General features: G+C 54.5%; 20 protein-coding genes. 8 read left to right on the top strand and 12 right to left on the bottom strand.

Annotated elements, in window-relative coordinates; all coding sequences use genetic code 11:
• Positions 1-93 precede the first annotated feature (93 nt).
• Positions 94-1,482 carry an aminodeoxychorismate synthase component I gene (gene pabB / locus FBR45_RS04120; protein WP_138499573.1) on the bottom strand — a complete coding sequence of 463 codons (1,389 nt, stop codon included), beginning with the start codon at positions 1,480-1,482 and terminating at the stop codon, positions 94-96.
• A 2-nt stretch (positions 1,483-1,484) separates the two neighbouring features.
• Positions 1,485-2,489, bottom strand: coding sequence for an NYN domain-containing protein (locus FBR45_RS04115; protein WP_138499571.1), 1,005 nt, complete (start codon positions 2,487-2,489; stop codon positions 1,485-1,487).
• A 304-nt stretch (positions 2,490-2,793) separates the two neighbouring features.
• On the opposite strand from FBR45_RS04115, the gene hisB reads away from it, so the two are divergent.
• The gene (gene hisB, locus FBR45_RS04110) at positions 2,794-3,942 is read left to right on the top strand and encodes a bifunctional histidinol-phosphatase/imidazoleglycerol-phosphate dehydratase HisB (protein WP_138499569.1); all 1,149 of its coding nucleotides are present in this window, start codon (positions 2,794-2,796) and stop codon (positions 3,940-3,942) included.
• 284 nt (positions 3,943-4,226) lie between these two features.
• Positions 4,227-4,799, top strand: a complete 573-nt coding sequence (locus FBR45_RS04105) for a 1-acyl-sn-glycerol-3-phosphate acyltransferase (RefSeq protein WP_138499567.1) — start codon at positions 4,227-4,229, stop codon at positions 4,797-4,799.
• Here the strand turns inward: FBR45_RS04105 and lpxB are convergent.
• A complete protein-coding gene (lpxB, locus tag FBR45_RS04100; RefSeq protein WP_138499565.1) occupies positions 4,796-5,902 on the bottom strand; it encodes a lipid-A-disaccharide synthase in 1,107 nt (368 codons plus the stop codon). The two genes, FBR45_RS04105 and lpxB, sit on opposite strands and share 4 nt — an antisense overlap.
• Before the next feature lie 50 nt (positions 5,903-5,952).
• A complete protein-coding gene (locus FBR45_RS04095; RefSeq protein ID WP_138499563.1) occupies positions 5,953-6,369 on the bottom strand; it encodes a 6-pyruvoyl trahydropterin synthase family protein in 417 nt (138 codons plus the stop codon).
• A gap of 277 nt (positions 6,370-6,646) precedes the next feature.
• On the opposite strand from FBR45_RS04095, the gene rfaD reads away from it, so the two are divergent.
• Positions 6,647-7,612 (top strand): ADP-glyceromanno-heptose 6-epimerase, encoded by a 966-nt coding sequence (rfaD, locus tag FBR45_RS04090; protein ID WP_138499561.1) that lies wholly within the window; start codon positions 6,647-6,649, stop codon positions 7,610-7,612.
• A gap of 15 nt (positions 7,613-7,627) precedes the next feature.
• Here the strand turns inward: rfaD and FBR45_RS04085 are convergent, their stop codons facing one another.
• The 3 genes from FBR45_RS04085 to FBR45_RS04075 are packed head-to-tail and all read right to left on the bottom strand — an operon-like array spanning position 7,628 to position 10,154.
• Positions 7,628-7,999 carry a DMT family protein gene (locus FBR45_RS04085; RefSeq protein WP_138499559.1) on the bottom strand — a complete coding sequence of 124 codons (372 nt, stop codon included), beginning with the start codon at positions 7,997-7,999 and terminating at the stop codon, positions 7,628-7,630.
• Positions 8,000-8,021: 22 nt separating this feature from the next.
• A complete protein-coding gene (locus FBR45_RS04080) occupies positions 8,022-9,569 on the bottom strand; it encodes a S8 family serine peptidase (protein WP_138499557.1) in 1,548 nt (515 codons plus the stop codon).
• A 33-nt stretch (positions 9,570-9,602) separates the two neighbouring features.
• The gene (locus tag FBR45_RS04075; RefSeq protein ID WP_246082100.1) at positions 9,603-10,154 is read right to left on the bottom strand and encodes an ABC transporter permease; all 552 of its coding nucleotides are present in this window, start codon (positions 10,152-10,154) and stop codon (positions 9,603-9,605) included.
• A 142-nt stretch (positions 10,155-10,296) separates the two neighbouring features.
• On the opposite strand from FBR45_RS04075, the gene FBR45_RS04070 reads away from it, so the two are divergent.
• A complete protein-coding gene (locus tag FBR45_RS04070) occupies positions 10,297-11,592 on the top strand; it encodes an aminopeptidase P family protein (protein WP_138499554.1) in 1,296 nt (431 codons plus the stop codon).
• A gap of 70 nt (positions 11,593-11,662) precedes the next feature.
• Here FBR45_RS04070 and FBR45_RS04065 read toward each other — a convergent pair whose 3' ends face one another.
• From FBR45_RS04065 to FBR45_RS04055, 3 genes are all read right to left on the bottom strand, one after another.
• Entirely contained in the window at positions 11,663-12,313 is a 651-nt protein-coding gene (locus tag FBR45_RS04065; RefSeq protein WP_246082099.1) for a TetR/AcrR family transcriptional regulator, read from the bottom strand.
• A gap of 131 nt (positions 12,314-12,444) precedes the next feature.
• On the bottom strand, positions 12,445-12,888 hold the full coding sequence (locus FBR45_RS04060; protein WP_077924089.1) for a WapI family immunity protein: 444 nt from the start codon (positions 12,886-12,888) through the stop codon (positions 12,445-12,447).
• Between the two features lie 141 nt (positions 12,889-13,029).
• The gene (locus tag FBR45_RS04055; RefSeq protein ID WP_077924088.1) at positions 13,030-13,461 is read right to left on the bottom strand and encodes a WapI family immunity protein; all 432 of its coding nucleotides are present in this window, start codon (positions 13,459-13,461) and stop codon (positions 13,030-13,032) included.
• Between the two features lie 157 nt (positions 13,462-13,618).
• Between FBR45_RS04055 and FBR45_RS04050 the strand changes: the two genes are divergently transcribed.
• The 4 genes from FBR45_RS04050 (at position 13,619) to nspC (ending at position 17,879) form a co-directional block, all read left to right on the top strand.
• Positions 13,619-14,833, top strand: coding sequence for a saccharopine dehydrogenase family protein (locus tag FBR45_RS04050; RefSeq protein ID WP_138499552.1), 1,215 nt, complete (start codon positions 13,619-13,621; stop codon positions 14,831-14,833).
• Positions 14,834-14,962: 129 nt separating this feature from the next.
• Positions 14,963-15,766, top strand: a complete 804-nt coding sequence (locus tag FBR45_RS04045; protein ID WP_138499550.1) for a hypothetical protein — start codon at positions 14,963-14,965, stop codon at positions 15,764-15,766.
• A 61-nt stretch (positions 15,767-15,827) separates the two neighbouring features.
• Positions 15,828-16,658 carry an energy transducer TonB gene (locus tag FBR45_RS04040; RefSeq protein WP_138499548.1) on the top strand — a complete coding sequence of 277 codons (831 nt, stop codon included), beginning with the start codon at positions 15,828-15,830 and terminating at the stop codon, positions 16,656-16,658.
• A gap of 69 nt (positions 16,659-16,727) precedes the next feature.
• Positions 16,728-17,879: a carboxynorspermidine decarboxylase gene (gene nspC / locus FBR45_RS04035; protein ID WP_138499546.1), complete on the top strand. Its 1,152-nt coding sequence runs from the start codon at positions 16,728-16,730 to the stop codon at positions 17,877-17,879.
• Between the two features lie 236 nt (positions 17,880-18,115).
• Here the strand turns inward: nspC and FBR45_RS04030 are convergent, their stop codons facing one another.
• A complete protein-coding gene (locus FBR45_RS04030) occupies positions 18,116-19,090 on the bottom strand; it encodes a UDP-glucuronic acid decarboxylase family protein (protein WP_138499544.1) in 975 nt (324 codons plus the stop codon).
• A 102-nt stretch (positions 19,091-19,192) separates the two neighbouring features.
• Positions 19,193-20,524, bottom strand: coding sequence for a UDP-glucose dehydrogenase family protein (locus FBR45_RS04025; RefSeq protein ID WP_138499542.1), 1,332 nt, complete (start codon positions 20,522-20,524; stop codon positions 19,193-19,195).
• Positions 20,525-20,639: the final 115 nt, after the last annotated feature.

Genomic DNA, 20,639 nt, shown 5'->3' with positions numbered 1-20,639 from the left:
CAAATGACCGCGCGACTTACCTCTGGTGAGTCGATTCCGACAGAAATTCCATACCGATCTGGCAAAAGATTATTGAACCGCCAGCGCCCTCGCTCAGCCAGCCAGGGCGGTCTGCTCCAGCACCTCCCGAATAGCGCTGGCTTTGAGCAGACATTCGGCCCACTCCTGGTCGGGGTCAGCGTCGTAAGTAATGGCGCTCCCTACCGAAAACGATGCATACCGCTGCTCGGCATCGTACAGTAATGAGCGAATCACTACGTTGAAGTCGAAATCACCGTCGGGGGTAATGTAGCCGATCGCCCCCGAGTATACGCCCCGCCGACTGGCCTCCAGCTGATCGATCCGTTCCATAGCCCGGATTTTAGGCGCTCCCGTCATACTACCCATCGGGAAGGCATTGCGGATACTATCCGCCCATGACACATCGTTCCGTAGCGTGGCCGATACCGTTGAGATCATCTGGTACACCTGCCGGAAGCCATAGATTCCGAACAACTCGTCTACTCGTACCGAGCCAGTTTCGGCACTTCGGGCCAGGTCGTTCCGTACCAGATCGACAATCATCAGGTTTTCGGCCCGCTCTTTTTCCGACTGAAAAAGCTGGCTCCGCAACTCGGCATCTTCGTCGGTCGTTTGCCCGCGCCGGATGGTGCCTTTGATGGGTTGTGACAGAATACGGGAGCCTGTTTTTTTGAGAAACCGTTCGGGCGAGGCTCCCAGCACATACCGGTTGTCAAGCCTGAGAAACGACGAGAACGGCATCGGCGACCGCTCGGTTAGCGCCTGGTATGTACGCAGCGGGTCCAGCCGGGCCTTTTCCAAAAAGAACTCAATGCAGTAATTAAGTTCGTACACATCCCCATCGCGGATAAGCTGCTGAATCTGCCGAACAGTATTCAGGTAAGCTTCGGGCGTAACGCGACACTGAATGGCGGGCGCTGCTGGTTCATCTGACCGGAAAACCTCGCTCGCCGGCGTCCGAAAGGCCAGGATAGCCGCCATAACCGCCCGCGCATCTCCCTCGCCCCGAACCGTTATCTCCTGCAATGAGCCGTTGATCTGGCCTATGTCGATAACCCAGGCTGGCTCCACAAAGTAGGCATCCGGGAAACCCAGCCGATTGGGGTGGCGGCTGTTCAGTTTTTCGAGCTGGTTTTTGAGGTCGTAGCTGAAGTAGCCAACCAGAAACGAAGCCTGTTGCCGATGGGCTTCGTACAGAGCCTCGAAAACATCGGAACCCGCAGAACGCCTTGTGCTATCGGCGGTGGTTATGGTCGTCTCCTGGCTGGCCTCCGAAAACGAAATAACCCGTTTCGCCCCAACAAACAGTCGGTTCGGAAACGGGTCATTGGGATACATAATGCCGTTATTGGTCAGTGAAGCAACGAAGGTACCAGTGGGGCTGGGTTGTGACATTGCCCACTTCAGCGCCTGCCACTGAAGGGGTGAACCATCGGTAATCGTTACCCGCGCTTCACGCATATTTACGGCCGAAGCAGCCGGACATCTACGGCAATGTCTTTGCCCTCGGCGTTATGACCAATACTGAACTCCACTTCATCGTCTACCTGCAGTTCGTTAAAGTCCGTATCCAGCAGACTCGTGTAGTGGAAAAACAGGTTGTTGGGTGGGTAGTTCACAAAACCATAGCCGGTTTTCAGGCTGCGGATCGTACTGATCTTGCGGCCTTCCGGATCGTCGTCGACATCGTCGGCCACGTTATAGTTAGGTTCGTCATTTACCTGGTACGCGTTGTTATACCCGTTCCCGTTCAGGTAGTCGCCGTCGTAGTTACTGCCATTGGCGGTAGCCGCCGTGAAGGCGGGCCGGGACTGCTGTTTTACGAACAGGTTCTGGATAACGGTATCGTTCCGGCGACTGCGGTCGTCGATCAGCGCGTGCATACCAACCGGATAGGATACTTCTTCGAGCAGGTCCTGCGAGGTGCGGGTCACCTGCTTTTCGCCCTGTTCGTTCAGGAACTCAAAATCCCAGCTCAGCACCATGATCCGCGAGCCGAGCGTGTTGAGTTTACGAATCAGCGGTACGTAATCGCCATCAGAAGTGATCAGCACAACGACATCGAATTTTTTGTACTGAGCCAGCTCGAAAGCTTCCAGCGCCAGCCATACATCGATTCCTTTTTCCTGCCGATACCCCTGGTAGGTTTTAACCGGCAGATAGTGCGTTACTACCCCTTCCGACATCAGGATATCGTCGAACAGGCGATCGTAAAAAAGCTGATTACCGCGCTGGTTGGCTTCGTGTGCGTTGAGCCGCCCCCGGAAATAGTGAGCATCGACAATCTGGCAAAGCCGTTCGTTAACCCCTTCTTCTTCAGCTACCTGGCGTCGGATAAAGGCATGAAGTCCGGAAATACTGATGCGACTGCGTCGTTCGTGGGAGTAGTTGTAGTAGTTGCTTACGTGTAAAAAATAATTACCATCATAAAAAACCCCGATTCGGGTTAGTCCAGATTGTGCAGGCATAAGTTAACCGTAGTTTATCGAAATGTACGAACTGTAAAAAAAGGCAACGTCTGATGTTCTTATTACTGTAATCGAGCTGTTAGGATGTGTACGGGTTGTCTTTCGTCTGGCTTCTTTTGCGGAGCAGGTCTCTATTTCTTTCGTATGGATAAACCAATAAGGCAGCTTACTACAGATAACAACGGGTACTTTTTCTGGCTAATAAAGAGAGGTGTACAGCTATAAAGAACTACAGGGCAAAAATAGCATAATTTCACTTGCAATCCGATGGGGGCGTATCTTTGTCCGCTCATTTGCGCCTACCATGCAGAAAATTCTTTTCATTGATCGCGACGGTACTCTCATCGTAGAACCCCAGCCCGACCAGCAAGTCGACTCGCTCGCCAAGCTCGATTACATACCCAAAGTGCTATCGGCCCTGCGCCGGATTGCCGAAGACACCGACTACAAACTGGTGATGGTTACCAACCAGGATGGGCTTGGTACCGACGCCTTTCCGGAAGATACCTTCTGGCCCGCCCATACCAAGATGATGAACACCTTCGCCGGTGAGAACATCCACTTTTCGGGCGTCCATATCGATCGCCATTTCCCCCGGGATAACGCCCCTACCCGTAAACCCGGTACCGGCATGCTGACCGAATACATGGACGGCTCGTACGATCTCGCTAATAGCTACGTCATTGGCGACCGCCTTACCGACGTGCAGCTGGCGGTCAACCTGGGGGCGCAGGCCATCCTGTTTCTGCCGCCGGGTGGCCTCGATACCGTCCAGATGGCCGATGTTACCGGTTTGACGGAGGCTATGCAGGAGCGGATAGCGCTCAAAACGGGCGACTGGGACGAAATCTACGCGTTCCTGCGAATGCCCAACCGCACGGCCACCGTTGCCCGAAATACGAAAGAGACCCAGATCAGCGTCGAGTTGAACCTCGACGGGCGCGGCCGGGCCGATATTCAGACGGGCCTTGGCTTCTTCGACCACATGCTCGATCAGGTTGCCAAACATTCCGGAGCCGATCTGACCATACGGGTGCAAGGCGATCTGCACATTGATGAGCACCACACGATAGAAGACACCGCGCTGGCCCTCGGCGAAGCCTACCGGCGCGCCCTCGGCGACAAGCGCGGCATTAGCCGCTACGGCTTTCTGCTCCCCATGGACGAAGCGCTGGCTCAGGTGGCCATTGATTTTTCGGGGCGACCCTGGCTGGTTTGGGATGCCGACTTCAAACGCGAAAAAATTGGGGACATGCCAACCGAAATGTTTTTCCATTTCTTCAAGTCGTTCTCCGATACGGCCCTGTGTAACCTCAACGTAAAGGTAGAAGGCGATAACGAGCACCATAAAATCGAGGCTATTTTCAAAGCCTTTGCCAAAGCCATCAAAATGGCGGTTCGGCGCGATAGTAAGGAGCTGGACAACCTGCCCAGCACCAAAGGCGTTTTATAAGCAGTTACCCCAAAAGGTAGATCGAGCCTTTAGGTTTAAACCGCTGGCTCTTGTACTTTTGCACCCGAATTCAACTGAATACAGACATGGATCTTTCAACCCCACTAACTATTCTGTTCTACGTTGTTCTGCTGGCGGCTTCTTTCATGACCGGCCGTTGGTTAGAGCGCAAAGACCGGAAGTACTAGTTCAACTAGTCGTGAACAGGTATTGGTCAGGCTCTTCAGCTTCGGTTGAGTGTATACCCGTATCTGTTCACGACTAGCTGTTCACGTCTTTTTATTATGCTTGGCGCACTAGCCCGTTGGTTATTTAAAATATGGGGCTGGCGTATTGTCGGGCCGGTTCCAACAGTGCCGAAAGGGATCTGGGTAGTAGCCCCTCATTCGACTAACTGGGATTTCCCGATTGGCCTTGGTATTCGGCCCACCATTCACATCTGGATTCAGTATCTGGCCAAAAGCTCGCTGTTTACCTGGTATGCCGGGTGGCTGTTCCGGGCGCTGGGTGGCAAACCCGTTTACCGAGACAAGTCGAACAATATGGTCGACGCCACCGCCAGTCTCTTCCGGGAAAGCGACGAACTTCACATCTGCATTGCGCCGGAAGGAACCCGAAGTAACGTTTCGCGGCTCAAGACCGGCTTCTACTACATTGCGCTCAAGGCCGGGGTTCCGCTTATTCTGGTTGGCTTCGACTGGCCCCGCAAGCTCGTTCTGCTCAGCGAACCGCTCTACGTGACCGGCGATTACGAACGCGATATGCTGCCGTTTTACCAGTTTTTTTCGCAGGTTCAGGGCGTCAAGAAAGACTGGCTCCGCAACTGGGAGCGTACGGGCATCATCGAAAAGAACTAGCGCATCAGCTCGACCATGCGTTTGCCCGCCCGCTCCGACCCACCGGGCTCGCCCATTTTCTGCGCTACCTCAGCGTATCCCGTCAGGACTTCCTCCCGCCGGTTGCCGCCCGGCAAAATAGCCCGCAACTCGGCCGTGACCCGCTCCGGTGTGCAGTCGTGAATCAACTCCCGAACTACTTCCCGACCGGCAATCAGATTTACCAGCGACAGAAACGGCACCGCCAGAATACGCTTGCCGATCTCGTACCACCAGCGTGGCGTTTTGTAGAGCACCACTTCGGGTACGTTGAGCAGGGCGGTTTCGAGCGTGGCCGTACCGGACGTAACGAGTGCAGCCGACGCCAGATGCAGCAGGTCGTAGGCCGCATCGCTCACCCGCAGTACGGCCGGGTAGTCGGCCATGTATGTATTATACAGATCGTCGGGCAGGTTGCTGACCGTTCCGACCACGAACTGATAGTCCGTAAACGACCGGGTTGCCGCCAGCATAACCGGTAACATCCCTTTGATTTCCTGCCGCCGGCTACCGGGCAACAGCGCCACTACGGGCCGCCCGTCGAGCGCCAGCCTGCCGGCAAACGTCGGATCGGGCCGGAACGCTCGGAGCGCGTCGAGCAATGGGTTACCCACGTACTCGACCTCGTAATCATACTGGGCAAAAAACTCGGTCTCGAAGGGAAAAATGGTAAACAACCGATCAACACTGGCTTTGATCTTGAGCGCCCGGCGTGGATTCCAGGCCCATACCTTGGGCGATATGTAATAGAACACCCGAATGCCGTGGCGTTTGGCGAAATGGGCCATGCGCAGGTTGAATCCGCCGTAATCAATCAGAATCAGCACATCGGGCCGGTTGGCGAGCAGGTCTGCCTCACACTCACGCATGATGCGCCGGATCGTGCCCAGATTTTTGGCCACCTCCAGAAAGCCCATAAACGCCATCTCGCGGTAATGCCGGACCAGCACGGCCCCGGCGGCTTCCATCTGTTCACCCCCATAGCCGCGGCAACGGGCTTCCGGATCATACTGCCGGATGGCCCGGATCAGGTTCGCTCCGTGCAGGTCGCCCGACCGTTCGCCGGCTATCAGGTAATACGTCATCGGTGGTTTTTGACAGTCAGATGGAGACAGGCATTGCCTGATGATAAAGGCTATTCGCCAAAGTAATCAACGAAGTTTTTGGGTGTTTCGTAGAGACGCAGCTGGTGCAGATGGGCTTCGGTAACGGGCGCCAGCGCGCGCTCGAGAATTTTCCAGATCTCCATGACAAAAATTTCGCAGCTGGCCATTTTTCCCTGCATGAAATCGACATCAAGGTTCAGGTTTTTGTGGTCCACTTTCTCGATCACCTCCCGCTTGATGATATCGCCGAGGACTTTCAGATCGATCACGAAACCCGTATCCGGATTGGGCTCTCCTTTTACCGTGACAATCAGCTCAAAATTATGCCCATGCCAGTTCATATTCGCGCAGGGGCCAAACACCTCTTTGTTGCGCTCTTCCGACCAGGCCGGGTTGTACAGCCGATGGGCGGCATTGAAATGTTCAATTCTGTTTATATAGACCATTTTTCTGGTTTAGATAAGGCGGTTGCCAGAAACGCCGGTGAAAAAAAGTGCACAAAGATACGCATTGATGAGCCGCTATAAAAGCCGGGGGTCAATCCACAGAGTCAGTACCCGGCAGTACCATGCGGGTAGCATCAACTTCAATAAATACAATTTTATCATCAAAAACGCTATTCCTTTCTTCGGCCTAAAACCAGTATCTTTACACCCTACTTTGCCTTGTTTATCCTGATTATTATCGACTTATCGATACGAACACGTTTACGGACATACATTTATGATTATTGTTACGGGGGCCGCTGGTTTTATAGGGAGCTGTTTGATTGACAAACTAAATCAGGAAAATTTCAATTTTATCATCGCCGTAGATGACTTTTCCAACCCCCGTAAAGCGCCAAACCTCGCCAATAAACGTATTCAGGAACGGGTAGATCGGGAGGTCTTTTTTGATTGGCTCGACCAGAATTATCACGAGGTTGAATTCATCTTTCACATAGGCGCCCGCACCGATACGACCGAGTTTGACCGGCAGATATTTGAGCACCTCAACGTAGAATATTCCAAACAGATCTGGCACCGCTGCATCCAGTATCAGATTCCGCTCGTCTATGCTTCGTCGGCGGCTACCTATGGTTTAGGGGAGTTGGGCTACGATGATAACGAATCCCTGATTCCGCAACTCAAGCCGCTCAATCCGTACGGCGACTCGAAAAACGAGTTCGACAACTGGGCGCTGGAACAGGAACGAAAGCCGTTTTTCTGGGCCGGCCTGAAGTTTTTTAACGTATACGGACCCAACGAGTACCACAAAGACCGGATGGCCTCGGTTATCTTTCACGCCTACCGCCAGATTTGCCAGTCGGGCCACATGAAGCTATTCCGGTCGCACAACCCTGACTTTGCCGACGGCGAGCAGATGCGCGACTTCGTTTATGTGAAAGATGTGGTGGATGTTTGCTCCTTCCTGATGCACCACCGGCGCAACTCAGGTATCTACAACCTGGGCAGTGGCAAAGCCCGCACGTTCCGCGATCTGGCGGTCAACACCTTCCGGGCCTTGGGCCTCGAACCCAAGATCGATTTTGTGGATACCCCGGCCGATATCCGCGATAAATATCAGTATTATACCCAGGCCAACATGGCCAAAATCCGCTCCATCGGCTACGAACGCCCTTTCACCTCGCTGGAAGATGGCATTACCGATTACGTGACCAATTACCTCAAGGCCGATAAGTACCTCTGAGCCGCCAGCCCCGACTTACCATTTCTTGAAGATAAAAAATACGGCCAGCACAATGAAGGCGAATCCAACCAGGTGATTCCAGGCCAGCTTGTCGGTTTTGAAAAAGTATACCGTAATGATCGTAAACACGATCAGCGATACGGCTTCCTGAATGGTTTTCAGCTCGAACAGGGAGAAAGGCCCGCCCATTTCATTGGAACCGATCCGGTTGGCGGGTACCTGAAAAATGTACTCGAAGAAAGCGAGTCCCCAGCTCAGCATAATGATACCGAACAGCGACAGCTTGGCCAGCATCGGATATTGCTTGAGTTGAAGGTGGCCATACCAGGCCAGGGTCATGAATACATTGGAGAGCGTTAACAGCAGAACGCAGTAGATTCCTTTCATGGACGAAGCCCGTTGATGACGTTTATTCCCAGACGACCTCGATTACTTCCCGGATCAGGTCGACAGTGGTTTGTTTTTCACCACTACTGCGTTTAAGGGTCAGCTTGCCGCTGCTAACCTTAGCCGCTTCCTGTTGCAGTACATGAGTGGCATCTTTCTTATGAAAGACCGATACCGCCGGTTCAGTCGTGTTAACATCCAGCGTCAGCGACTTACCCGAGGCTTTGATGGAGCGGGCGGTTGACGGCAGGGACTGGTTTTTAACGAGCGCCAGCGCCCGCGACGCCTGGGGTACGCCGTAGCCAACGTAGTTATTGCCGTACGGGTACAAATGCGATGACTTCTCGATGATCTCCATCACCTGTTTATTGGTAAGCTTCGGATTGGCCTGCATCAGACAGGCGGCAAAACCCGTAATCACAGGTGCCGACAGCGAGGTGCCATAGAGCGAGAAACACGATACGTTGGGCTTCAGGTAGGGTAAACTCTCGGGGCCGATGCTGCTGTAGCCGATGCGGTTCCAGAGTTTGGCGTTAGTGGCGCCGATGGCCAGCACACCCTGCGCATCGGCCGGCGTGCTGATAATTCGCCACGAACGGTCATCACCTTCGTTACCGGCCGAAACTACGATCAGAATTCCTTTCTTATCGGCGGCAATCTGGGCGGCCCGGCTGATCAGGCTCGTGTGGCCATCCATCTGCTTGGGCTCGTAATTTTCCTTGGGGTTACTCATACCTTTGGCGTACCCCAGCGAGGTGTTGATGAGCCGCACGCCCAGGCTGTCCATCCACTCCATAGCGGCCACCCAGTTGTCTTCTTCGCCCCTGTATTCGCGGTTTCCCTGGTCAGTACGGGCCAAGTAGAAGGTGGCATCGGTAGCCAGACCATACTGAATATTTTCGGTGGGATCAGTACCGGCAATGGCAGCCAGCACCTCGGTACCATGAAAGTCAGACATGGACTCCAGCGTTCGGAGCAGATTGGTTTGCGGCCGGTTCGGATGCACATAATCGCGAACCTGCCGAACACCCTGCCGGGTAAACACGTGTTTGAGCGCGTTGGCCGAATCGGCTCCGAAAAAGCCCGCGTCGATCACCCCGATAGTCACGAATCGCCCCGTTAAGCCTGCCCTCGCAAAATCAGGTGCCTGAATCTGGGTCATGACCGGTGCGAGCTGCGGTTTGGAGACAGGCTCCGTAGCGGTGATAATCAAAGCCGGATCGATAGGCTGTATGGCTTTAACGAACGGCAGCGCCAGCACTTGGCGACGCTGTTCGAACGTTAACCGGGCCGATACCGCGTTGAGCCAGCGCGACTGGCGCAGGGGCCGGATACCGGTTTGCTGGAGCTGATGCAGATAAGCCGATGACACCGGGCGATCCGTATCGTCGATGGGAAGTTGCTGAAGTTGCCGTCGGGCCAGCGCTGCGGGCGATAAAGCGGGCGGAGCTGTGATGTCTTTACCCTCCAGCAGGATCCAGTAGTTTGTGTTCGCCGGTTCCGGCTGGCCCCATGCCAGGCCAGGCAACAGCCATAAAAGCCTCAGGCATCTCCGTACAACATGATTCATCATGCTAAAATAGCCACTCCAGACCGGAATTGTTCAGAAATTGTCGATAATTTCCCGAACCCGTACCCGCATCCGGGGCTTCTCACCCGCCGGTACGATCACAATGATCCGATCACTGACGCTCTCGCCGTTGCGAAGAATATAACCGGCCTGCACGTTGGTAGTTTTAACGACATCTTTACCGTCGGCTCCTTTTACGGTTTCGCGGTAGGGCACCACAAAGGGCCGGGCCAGCAGACTCCCGCCTTTGCTGGTCATCCGCTTGCCGGTTGCATTCAGACAATCGAAACTGGCCAGGAGGTTCGGGTTACTTTCGGTACCAAACAGGGTCTGCCGCGGGAAGATCAGCTTGGCACAGCCGCTTTTGTTGGTTACGTACAGCCCCAGTTCGTAGCGGTTATATTCTTCGGTTTTGACGTCCTGGGCTCGTTCGTTCAGCACTTCGATGCCGTACTCGACGCCGTTGAATACGGCCGGCTCGCCGGGAGCTATATCGTACGACGTCTGCGCCAGAGCCGCCACAGACAGGGTAAGAAGCGTAATGGTCAATACCGAAAACCGGATCAGTGTAGAGGAAAAAGACATATGTGGTGGGGTTACATGAACGGCCAAATATGCACGCTTTTCAATTAATCAGCGCGACCATTTACTACATTTGCCGCACAGCAGACCGGCGATTTAGTAAACGTCACAATGCCGGCTACCACCATCAAATTCGTTGAGCCTAATGCGCTACTTACCCCTCGATTCATCTCTTTTCATTAAAAATCGGCAGCGGCTGGCCACCCGCCTGAAGCCCAGATCGTTGGTCGTACTCAATGCCAACGATATACTGCCTACCAATGCCGATGGCACGATGGCGTTCCGGCAGAACAACGACCTGTTCTATCTCTCCGGCGTTGATCAGGAAGAAACGCGGCTGGTTCTGTTTCCGGATCATCCCGATCCGAAATTCCGCGAAGCGCTGTTCCTGCGCGAAACCAGCGAACTCATCGAGATCTGGGAAGGCCATAAACTCACTAAAGCGGAAGCCGAACAGCTCACCGGCATTCCGCAGTCACGTATCTACTGGAACAATCAGTTTGAGCAGATATTTGGCCAGATGGTGTTCGAAGCGGAACACATCTACCTCAACACCAACGAGCATACCCGCGCCACGGTAGACGTACAGACCCGCGATGCCCGCTACATCGACCAGTTTCGGCAGATGTACCCGTTGCATCATCTGGAACGGCTGGCTCCGCTGATGCATTACCTCCGGGCAATCAAACAACCGCAGGAGGTGCAGCTTCTGCAGACGGCGATCGACACGACGGAAAAAATGTTCCGGCGCTTACTGGGCTTCATCAAACCCGGGGTCTGGGAGTACGAGATTGAGGCCGAGATGATGCACGAGTTCCTGCGCAATCGCTCCCGGGGAGCGGCTTATTCACCCATTATCGCGTCGGGAGCCAACGCCTGCGTACTGCATTACATCGACAACAGCCAGCAGTGTCAGGATGGCGACCTGGTCTTGCTCGACCTGGGCGCTGAGTATGCCAACTACAATGCCGACATGACACGTACGGTACCGGTAAATGGCCGCTTCACCGAACGCCAGCGGGCCGTTTACGATGCGGTACTGCGGGTGATGAACGAAGCCAAACAGATGCTGCGCCCCGGTAACCTCTGGGACGATTACCACCGCGAAGTAGGTAAGGTGATGGAGTCGGAACTGATTGGACTGGGCCTGCTGGACCGGGCGGCCGTAGAAAAACAGGATCCTGATGCCCCTTTGTACAAGAAGTATTTCATGCACGGCACTTCCCACTTCCTGGGGCTCGACGTACACGACGTAGGGAACAAGTACCGGAAGATGGAACCCGGCATGGTATTTACCGTTGAGCCCGGCATTTATATCCGCGATGAGAAAATCGGGATTCGGCTGGAGAATAACGTGATTCTGACCGAGTCGGGCAATATCGACCTGATGGCTAACATTCCGGTCGTTGCTGACGAGATCGAGGAGTTAATGAACCAGTAAGTGGGTCCTGGTAGTCGGGTTACGGGTATTGAACAAACTCCGGTACACCGCAACCCGACTATCAGATTGTCTATTTAATCTCGGCTTTCTTGGCGTTTTCGCGGTCGAGAGCAATGTTCAGGCTTGAATAAATCCGGCGGATGGCCGTTTCGATGCGTTCCCAGCCAGCTTCGGTACGGAGATCGATATCGACGATGTGATCGCGCTGCGCGCTGGTCAGTACCATGTACGTAACGGCCGAAACCATCAGGCTGGTAATGGCAATCGGGTCGAAATCGGTGTAGGGAGCCAGTTTGTCAACCAGGTTTTTATACGACCGATCCCGGTATTCGGCCAGCCGGCGGGCCAGTTCGGTTTCGCCGTGGGTCATCTCCCAGCGTATAAGCTCCTGCGACGGCTTGCGCGCCCGGAACTCCCGCAGAAACTGGATGGTATACTCAGACCATACTTTACTCCGGTTTTCGGCGGGCAGATTGTCGGGAACAGACTCCAGGAACTTATCATTGAACATCGACAGGAAGAATCCTCGCTGCACATATGCTTCCAGCAGACCGTTCCAGCCGCCGAAATAACGGTAGATCAGCACCTTATTAACACCGGCACGCTCGGCAACAGCGTTAATACCTGCTTTCTCAGTACCTCGTTCGGCCATTACATCCCCCATAGCACGCAAAATACGTTCCATGGTCATCTGGCGGTTTCTGCGCTTGACGACTTTCATACTTGTTAATCAGTTATGTTTTAATTAGGTGTTTATCGACTCGTACAATCGGGAGGGTGCTACTAACTCTACCCAAGCCATAGTCTGGGTACAAATATGTATAAACAAGTTGATGTTACCAAGCGGTAACCTTAACGCCTTACCGGAAAATTGAGGAACTGGTCCGACAGCTGACCAATGGCTTCGGCGAGCTTATGTCTGGTCACGACAACGGGCAGCCAAAACGGAGAAAGTGGGTCGTCGTGCCAATCAGGGGCTATTTCGAAGGCCAGTTTGATTTGCAGGAGAAACTCGTCGGAGTCGGCCGAAATACATTCGAGGCTGAGGCATGGCTCGGTAAAGACCAGTCGTCCCTGCGAACGACCGGTGGCGTGCAGCTGCCGCAGCCAGTCGAGCAGGGTACTGATTTCGTAGGTATACAGTATAGCAGCGGTAGAGGTAGACTGATGATGCTGCCAGCCAGACCGAAGCGCCACCCAAAGCAGGTTCCGATCGGCCGACGAAGGGCTGTCAGGGGCGTTTTCGTAGTCTAAAATGTTCAGTTCGAAGAAACTGCGCTGGCCGATTAGAAGCATGGGGTTAGAGCTGTAGCCTGACGTAGTACCTACCAGGTTGTGCAGAACACGTATATACGTCTGAAAGGTACCACTATGCGTTTAGATACGCAAACCCGGCTAGGGTCTGGCACCTCGCAAACGCACGAAAGAAACGACCGGCTACCGCTCCGGATAGGCCGCGACCTGACCCGACAGGTCCTGGATAGCTTCCTGCAGCTGCCTGCGGTTCAGCAGCAGATTGATCTTGACCGGAAAGCCGGGATATGTATGCCAGGCCGGGGTCAGCGCGTGGTCCAGCTGAATCTGTAATCGGTAGCTATCGTTCGGGAGCGCCGTGGCCTCAACACTCAGGCCTGGCTCCGGAAACGAAACGTCAATGTGGCTCGCGGCCTTGTTCCAGAGCGCTCGAAGGCCGTTCAGCAACCGGCCAACTTCCCAGGTCTGCAACGGCGCCGACTGCGTATCGGCCTGCTGACCCAGCAACGTCGATACCCGACACTGCAACCGGTTTCGCTCCCGCCAGTTGGTTGCCTTTTTACCGTAACCCAGAATTGAGAGTTCAAATGATCCAGCTGAGGAGATAAATTTCATAACGAGAGCGATTTAAGACTGCATATTTCCTATAAAACAAATATAGTAATAATTTGTTTAAGGTAACTATTTGTTCATCAGCGAAGATATCCCTTACTGACCAAGTCCGAGGCTGGCTTACTATCTTTGCGGCCAAAACGTAAACTATAGACGATACATGGCAAACGTGCTCATTATTGGAGCCGGTGGCGTTGGCAGTGTGGTAGCGCACAAATGCGCTATGAACAGCAACGTATTTACGAACATTATGCTGGCCAGCCGCACCAAGGCAAAATGTGACCGCATTGCGGCTGAAATTCAGGAGATGCACGGCGTTACGATTCAGACCGCGCAGGTCGACGCCGATGTGGTGGCCGAGATGGTGGCGCTGATCCGGTCGTTCGACCCAAAACTGGTCATCAATGTAGCTCTCCCCTACCAGGATCTGCCCATCATGGACGCCTGTCTGGAAGCCGGTGTGCATTACATGGATACCGCCAATTACGAACCTAAAGATGTAGCCAAGTTCGAGTACAGCTGGCAATGGGCCTATAAAGAACGCTTCGAGCAGGCCGGTCTGATGGCCCTGCTGGGCTGCGGCTTCGACCCCGGCGCCACGCAGGTGTTTACGGCCTATGCCAACAAACACCATTTCGACCGGATGGACTACCTCGACATTGTCGACTGCAACGCCGGTAACCACGGCAAAGCCTTTGCTACCAACTTCAACCCGGAAATCAACATCCGTGAAATTACCCAGCCCGGTCGATACTGGGAAAACGGCGAGTGGGTCGAGATACCGGCCATGAGTATTCATAAGCCCATCGACTACCCGGAAATTGGCCCCCGCGAGTCATACGTGTTATATCACGAAGAACTCGAGTCGCTCGTCAAGAACTTCCCTACGCTCAAGCGCGCTCGTTTCTGGATGACATTTGGTCAGGCTTACCTGACCCACCTCGAGGTGCTGCAAAACGTCGGCATGACCCGCATCGATCCGGTGCCGTTTCAGGGGATGAACATCGTTCCGCTCGAATTTTTGAAAGCGGTATTACCCGCCCCCGACAGCCTTGGCGAGAACTATACCGGCCAGACCAGCATTGGCTGCCAGATCAAAGGGGTAAAAGACGGCAAAGACCGGACCTACTTCATCTGGAACAACTGCGACCATGCCGAGACGTACAAAGAAGTGCGCGGCCAGGCGGTCAGTTACACGACCGGTGTGCCGGCCATGATTGGAGCGATGCTGATGCTGACGGGCGTCTGGATGAAACCCGGCGTCTGGAACTGCGAAGAGCTGGATCCGGACCCGTTCATTGAGCAGATGAACAAACAGGGCCTGCCCGTGCAGGAGCGCGTAGACATTCCGCTTCCTCACGAGTATCCGGCCTGAGCCTAAGGCAACGGCCTGACCTAAATCGGCATCAAGCACAGTCGGTCATTATAGTGACAAACGGCCATGTGTTTTGATGCCGATTTTGTATTTTTACCCCTGTTCATTCCCGTTAACCAACGAACTACTATGTTCCTGAAACAGTACGCATTGTTACTCCTGATGCTGCTTCCGTTTGCGCTGCAGGCCCAGACGACCGACAGCAGCCGGACCAGGCGCGCGCTTAAACCCGACCCGGCGCCGGTATCGTCCAGGCAGCCCAACAACCCAACCCTGACCAATCAGGAAATGTCGCAGATTGTCAACGCGGTGGGTAGCGCCGGTAGCCCGGGCATCATGGTCCGCACCATCGACACGCGCTACGAAGGTTTGCGTGGCACTCCCTATTTCCTCAACGGCTGGTCGAAGGGCCAGATTCTGCTGCTCGGGGGCAAACGCTATACCGACGTACCCATTAAATTCGATGCCTTCCGGCAGGCGCTGATCCTGCTCCGGCCTACGATGGGAAACGACTCCATCATTATTGACCGCAGCACGGTCAGCCACTTTCAGCTCGTTAGTCCTGATGGGCAGGAATATCTATTTAAGCGGTACCCGAACGTGAAAACAGCCGATGCGGCCGCCGATGGCAGCTATTTTCTGGTCTTGTACGAGGGCAAGACCGCCCTGCTGAAGCGGGTGGCGAAAACGTTCCAGGGCGCTGACTATAAACAGCCCTACTCCAACGACATCCGGTACGACTCGTTCCAGAACAGCCATGCTTATTATCTACTCAAACCCGACCAGACGCTGGTTAAAGTAAGGCTGACGAAAAAATCGCTGCTTGACGCCCTGTCCGACAAACGCGATGGGCTGAAAGCCATGGCTGACCAGCTTAGTTTCAAGAACGAAGGCGACGCGGCCAGCCTGGTAGAGCAATACGATAAACTGTAAGTTTTATGGAAATAGAACGGAGCGTACATCCATGCGGTGCAAACCAAACCGCTCCGAGATCATGTCCCGTATATCTGCGCCAGCTGATACGCTGACCTACAACGAAATCATTTTTCAGGCCCGGCATCGGGCCTACGGTGCCTTTGACCTGCGCCAGCATTACCGACCGGCGCTTACCCGCGCGCTGTGGGTCGGCGTGGGCCTGTTTCTGCTAGGCCTCGCGGCACCGACTCTTTACGCCCGGCTTTTTCCGAAGCCCGACCTAGGCGATCAGATCGTACTGGTCGAAACGGATCTGGTTAAGCTACCCGACACGCCCGACGAACAACCCATTCCGATCCCACCGCTCGAACAAGCCCCGGCGGTCAGTACCGTCCGGAACCTGCCGCCGGTAGTACTGCCCGACCCCGAGGTCGTTGACGAAGCCATGCCACCTACAACCGAGCAACTGGAGAAAGCCACCTCCGGGCCGGTTACGGCCGAAGGAACGGGAGTCGACGAAGTCATTGCCGCCCCCGAGGCTACCGGCCCCACGGCAACCGAACGGGCGCTGGAGGTAGCCCCTACCAACCACGATGAGGCCTTTATTGCGGTCGAGCAGCAACCCGAGTACCCCGGCGGCATGGCCGCTCTGAACGACTTCATTACCCATACGTTACGATACCCCCAACGGGCCAGTTCGGCGGGTATATCGGGCCGGGTATACGTCAGTTTCGTCGTTAATACCGACGGCAGCCTGACCGAGGTTCAAGTGCTGAAAGGAATAGGATTCGGCTGCGACGAGGAGGCTATACGCGTGGTCCAGAAGATGCCCCGATGGCGTCCGGGTAAGCAATCGGGACGTACCGTTCGGGTAAAATTCAGCTTGCCCATTGCCTTCACACTGGAATAGCCCGCCCGACGGGGCAGTAATGCCGGATCGGTCGCGTGGTCAGAACCAATCAGGCCGTACCTTTGCGCCATGCAAACGACCTTACATCAACCGGCTTATATCAATACGGCTCCGTCGCCCTGTTTCGTGCTGGACGAAGCCAAACTACGCCGGAACCTGGAACTCATCGACTCGGTGCAGCAGGCGGCCGGTGTAACCATTATTCTGGCGCTGAAAGGGTTTTCTATGTACAGCGCGTTTCCGCTCGTGCGCGAGTACCTGAGCGGAGCCACGGCCAGTTCGTTGAACGAGGTCAAGCTCGTAAACGAGTACATGGATGTTAAAGCGCATACCTATATTCCGGCTTACCAGGATGGGGATTTCGAGGAGGTCGTTGAGCGGAGCAGCCACCTAACGTTCAACTCGTGGAGCCAGTGGGAACGGTTCGGGCACCGGGCAGTGGGGCGGGTATCCTGCGGGATTCGGGTCAACCCCCAGTATTCGGAAGTAGCAACGGACATGTATAACCCTTGCGTACCCGGTTCGCGGCTGGGTGCCACCCGCGATCAACTCCCCGATCAGCTCCCCGAAGGCCTGGAAGGTATTCACTCACACACCCTCTGCGAAAACGACTCCTACACGCTGGAACGCACCCTCGATGCGCTCGAAAGCCGGTTTGGCACTTTGCTCCACCAGGCCCGGTGGGTTAATCTGGGCGGGGGCCACCTGATGACCCGCGAAGGCTACGATACCGACCACCTCATCCGGATTCTGCGGGCGTTCCGGCAGAAATACAATGTAGACGTCATTCTGGAGCCGGGTTCGGCGATTGCCTGGCAAACGGGCGTGCTGGTTTCTACCGTACTCGATGTGTTCAACAGCCAGGGTATCGATGTAGCCGTTCTGGATACGTCGTTTGCCGCTCATATGCCCGACACCCTCGAAATGCCCTACAAACCGCGCATTCTGGGGGCCTACCACGAGCCGGTAGCCGGCAAGCCCACCTACCGACTTGGCGGTATGACCTGCCTCGCCGGCGATTTTATGGGCGATTATTCGTTCGACGAACCGCTGGCCGTTGGCGACCGGATCGTATTCGACGATATGATTCACTACACTATGGTGAAGACGACCACTTTCAACGGGGTGAACCTGCCCAGCATTGGTATCGTCAACGAAGACCAGCACTTCCGGCTGGTACGGAGCTATGGCTACGATAGCTTCAAAGATCGCCTGAGTTAACCGGTTACCGCTGGTGCAAATCCGTTCCGTTCGGCGGGGCGAATTTGTGCCAGCGGACCGGCCATAAAAAAAACCTGCACGCATCGGGGCACGCAGGTTTTGATCAGACAGCTAAAGGTGTTCTGCACAAGGCAGATACTGCCGTAAAAGTACAAATAGATTTACGATTTTGTGATATAGTTTCCAACTCCACACCCGGCCGATCTTGTGCCCGCCAACCGGGGAGCTGGCCTACCTTATTTGAACTCGCGGTGATAAGCGGCTTTGTACAGTTCTTCCTGAGGCAGGCTCTTGAAGTATTCATACGTAACCCGTAGTCCTTCGGCCCGCGACACCTTGGGCTCCCAACCCAGTAGTTCCTTAGCCTTGGTAATATCGGGCTGCCGCTGTTTCGGATCGTCTTTCGGCAGGTCTTTGAAGACCAGTTTCTGCGACGTACCGGTCAGCTTGATAATTTCTTCGCCAAACTCCCGGATCGTGATTTCAGACGGATTACCGATATTGACCGGGTAAGCATGGTCGCTGAGCAGCAACCGGTAAATGCCTTCAACCAGATCGTCGACGTAGCAGAACGAACGAGTCTGGCTCCCATCGCCAAACACGGTCAGGTCTTCACCACGCAGGGCCTGGCCAATGAAAGCCGGCAACACCCGACCGTCGTTCAGGCGCATCCGGGGCCCGTAGGTATTGAAGATCCGGACAATGCGCGTTTCCAGACCGTGGTAGGTATGGTACGCCATCGTCATAGCCTCCTGAAACCGTTTCGCTTCGTCATAGACACCCCGCGGCCCGACCGGGTTCACATTGCCCCAGTACTCTTCATTCTGCGGATGCACGGTAGGATCGCCATACACTTCTGAGGTCGAGGCAATCAGCACGCGGGCCCCTTTTACCCGGGCCAGCCCCAGGCAGTTGTGAATACCCAATGAGCCTACTTTCAGCGTCTGAATCGGGATTTTCAGGTAATCGATCGGGCTGGCGGGCGAAGCAAAGTGAAGAATATAGTCTAGCTCGCCCGGTACGTGAATGAACTTCGAGACATCGTGATGATAGAACTCGAAATTTGGCAGGTGGAACAGGTGTTCAATATTCCGGATGTCGCCCGTGATGAGGTTATCCATCGCAATGACGTGATACCCCTCTTTAATAAAGCGATCACTCAAATGCGACCCCAGAAAACCGGCCCCGCCGGTAATAAGTACACGTTTCATGAAATGCCTGTAAAATGAATAAACATAGCGAAGTAGCTAACAACACAGCGTAACGAAAATTGCCGTCTGTCCTGCAAATCTCCGTTACGCCGTCGTTAAAAACTATACTTTTTGTTCTACTGGTGCCAAAACGGCTTCGCGGCCTACGCTATAGTACGTATAGCCCTGTTCACGCATCTGGTCCAGTTCGTATACGTTACGACCATCGAAGATGACTTTGCCTTTCAGCAGCAGGTTCATCTTGTCGAAATCGGGCGTACGGAACAGCGGCCACTCCGTCACGATCACGAGTGCATCGGCATCGTCGAGGGCGGCATACTGGGTATGGGCGTAGGTAACGGTGTTGCCGATCAGGTTGCGCACGTTCTCCATCGCTTCGGGATCGTATACGGTTACTTTAGCACCTGCATCAACCAGCGCCCGGATGTTATCAAGCGCCGGTGCTTCGCGGATATCGTCGGTATATGGTTTGAACGCCAGACCCCATACCGCAATGGTTTTACCTTTCAGATCCCCCCCGAAATGGTTCAAAATCTGCGGGATGAGCTTGACCTTCTGCTCGTAGTTTACCTCCATGACCGACTTCAGTACTTTGAAGTCGTAATTGAAATCCTGGGCGGTTTTGGCCAGAGCCTGTACGTCTTTCGGGAAACAGCTGCCGCCGTAGCCAATCCCCGCAAACAGGAATCGTTTGCCGATACGGCTGTCGGTACCGATACCGCGCCGGATGTCGTCTACGTTAGCGCCCGCCCGCTCACACAGGTTGGCGATCTCGTTCATAAACGTAATCTTGGTAGCCAGGAACGCGTTGGCTGCGTATTTGGTCATCTCAGCCGAGCGCTCGTCCATGAAAATGACGGGGTTACCCTGCCGCACCAGCGGGGCGTACAGCTTGTTCATGACCGACTTGGCCCGCTCAGAGCGCGTACCGATAACGACCCGGTCAGGCTTCATAAAGTCTTCTACGGCTACCCCTTCGCGCAGGAATTCGGGGTTCGAGACCACGTCGAAATCGACCGTTGCATTGTCGGCGATGTGGGCGTATACCTTTTCGGCAGTTCCTACCGGCACCGTACTTTTATCGACGATCACCGCGTACTGCTTCAGGATCGGGCCCAGATCACTGGCTACTTTCAGAATATATTTCAGATCGGCCGACCCATCTTCGCCCGGCGGGGTGGGCAGGGCCAGGAAAATTACTTCGGCACCTTTGATGCCTTCTTCCAGGTTTGTGGTGAACGATAAGCGTCCTTCTTCTACGTTACGGTGAAAAAGCGTTTCCAGTCCCGGCTCGTAAATTGGCACGATGCCGTTGTTAAGCTTCTCTACTTTCCGTTCGTCAATATCGACGCACGTCACCTGGTTGCCGGTCTCCGCAAAGCACGTTCCCGTCACAAGACCTACATAGCCGGTTCCAACGACTGCCAATTTCATAGACTGAACATTAAAGAGTTGTTACTAAGAGTTGGTTGAGATAGACCGAATGACGGTCGAACGTTGCAAAAATAGGAGTTTTTTAATAATACGCTACGTTCCCGTCTGAATACTA

Origin of the sequence: Spirosoma lacussanchae (assembly GCF_005870035.1) — a bacterium.
In the GTDB taxonomy this organism is placed as follows: domain Bacteria; phylum Bacteroidota; class Bacteroidia; order Cytophagales; family Spirosomataceae; genus Spirosoma; species Spirosoma lacussanchae.
The sequence above is the reverse complement of the archived record's forward strand: the minus strand, read 5'-3'. Positions and strand labels throughout refer to the sequence as shown.

Coding starts and splice junctions, on each gene's coding strand:
- FBR45_RS04075 (WP_246082100.1), bottom strand. CDS start 10,154: ATGTCTTTTTCCTCTACACTGATCCGGTTTTCGGTATTGACCATTACG.
- FBR45_RS04060 (WP_077924089.1), bottom strand. CDS start 12,888: ATGCTTCTAATCGGCCAGCGCAGTTTCTTCGAACTGAACATTTTAGAC.
- FBR45_RS04045 (WP_138499550.1), top strand. CDS start 14,963: ATGTTCCTGAAACAGTACGCATTGTTACTCCTGATGCTGCTTCCGTTT.
- FBR45_RS04030 (WP_138499544.1), bottom strand. CDS start 19,090: ATGAAACGTGTACTTATTACCGGCGGGGCCGGTTTTCTGGGGTCGCAT.
- FBR45_RS04050 (WP_138499552.1), top strand. CDS start 13,619: ATGGCAAACGTGCTCATTATTGGAGCCGGTGGCGTTGGCAGTGTGGTA.
- FBR45_RS04025 (WP_138499542.1), bottom strand. CDS start 20,524: ATGAAATTGGCAGTCGTTGGAACCGGCTATGTAGGTCTTGTGACGGGA.
- rfaD (WP_138499561.1), top strand. CDS start 6,647: ATGATTATTGTTACGGGGGCCGCTGGTTTTATAGGGAGCTGTTTGATT.
- FBR45_RS04105 (WP_138499567.1), top strand. CDS start 4,227: ATGCTTGGCGCACTAGCCCGTTGGTTATTTAAAATATGGGGCTGGCGT.
- FBR45_RS04070 (WP_138499554.1), top strand. CDS start 10,297: ATGCGCTACTTACCCCTCGATTCATCTCTTTTCATTAAAAATCGGCAG.
- FBR45_RS04080 (WP_138499557.1), bottom strand. CDS start 9,569: ATGAATCATGTTGTACGGAGATGCCTGAGGCTTTTATGGCTGTTGCCT.
- FBR45_RS04055 (WP_077924088.1), bottom strand. CDS start 13,461: ATGAAATTTATCTCCTCAGCTGGATCATTTGAACTCTCAATTCTGGGT.
- FBR45_RS04040 (WP_138499548.1), top strand. CDS start 15,828: ATGTCCCGTATATCTGCGCCAGCTGATACGCTGACCTACAACGAAATC.
- lpxB (WP_138499565.1), bottom strand. CDS start 5,902: ATGACGTATTACCTGATAGCCGGCGAACGGTCGGGCGACCTGCACGGA.
- nspC (WP_138499546.1), top strand. CDS start 16,728: ATGCAAACGACCTTACATCAACCGGCTTATATCAATACGGCTCCGTCG.
- FBR45_RS04065 (WP_246082099.1), bottom strand. CDS start 12,313: ATGAAAGTCGTCAAGCGCAGAAACCGCCAGATGACCATGGAACGTATT.
- FBR45_RS04085 (WP_138499559.1), bottom strand. CDS start 7,999: ATGAAAGGAATCTACTGCGTTCTGCTGTTAACGCTCTCCAATGTATTC.
- pabB (WP_138499573.1), bottom strand. CDS start 1,482: ATGCGTGAAGCGCGGGTAACGATTACCGATGGTTCACCCCTTCAGTGG.
- FBR45_RS04095 (WP_138499563.1), bottom strand. CDS start 6,369: ATGGTCTATATAAACAGAATTGAACATTTCAATGCCGCCCATCGGCTG.
- FBR45_RS04115 (WP_138499571.1), bottom strand. CDS start 2,489: ATGCCTGCACAATCTGGACTAACCCGAATCGGGGTTTTTTATGATGGT.
- hisB (WP_138499569.1), top strand. CDS start 2,794: ATGCAGAAAATTCTTTTCATTGATCGCGACGGTACTCTCATCGTAGAA.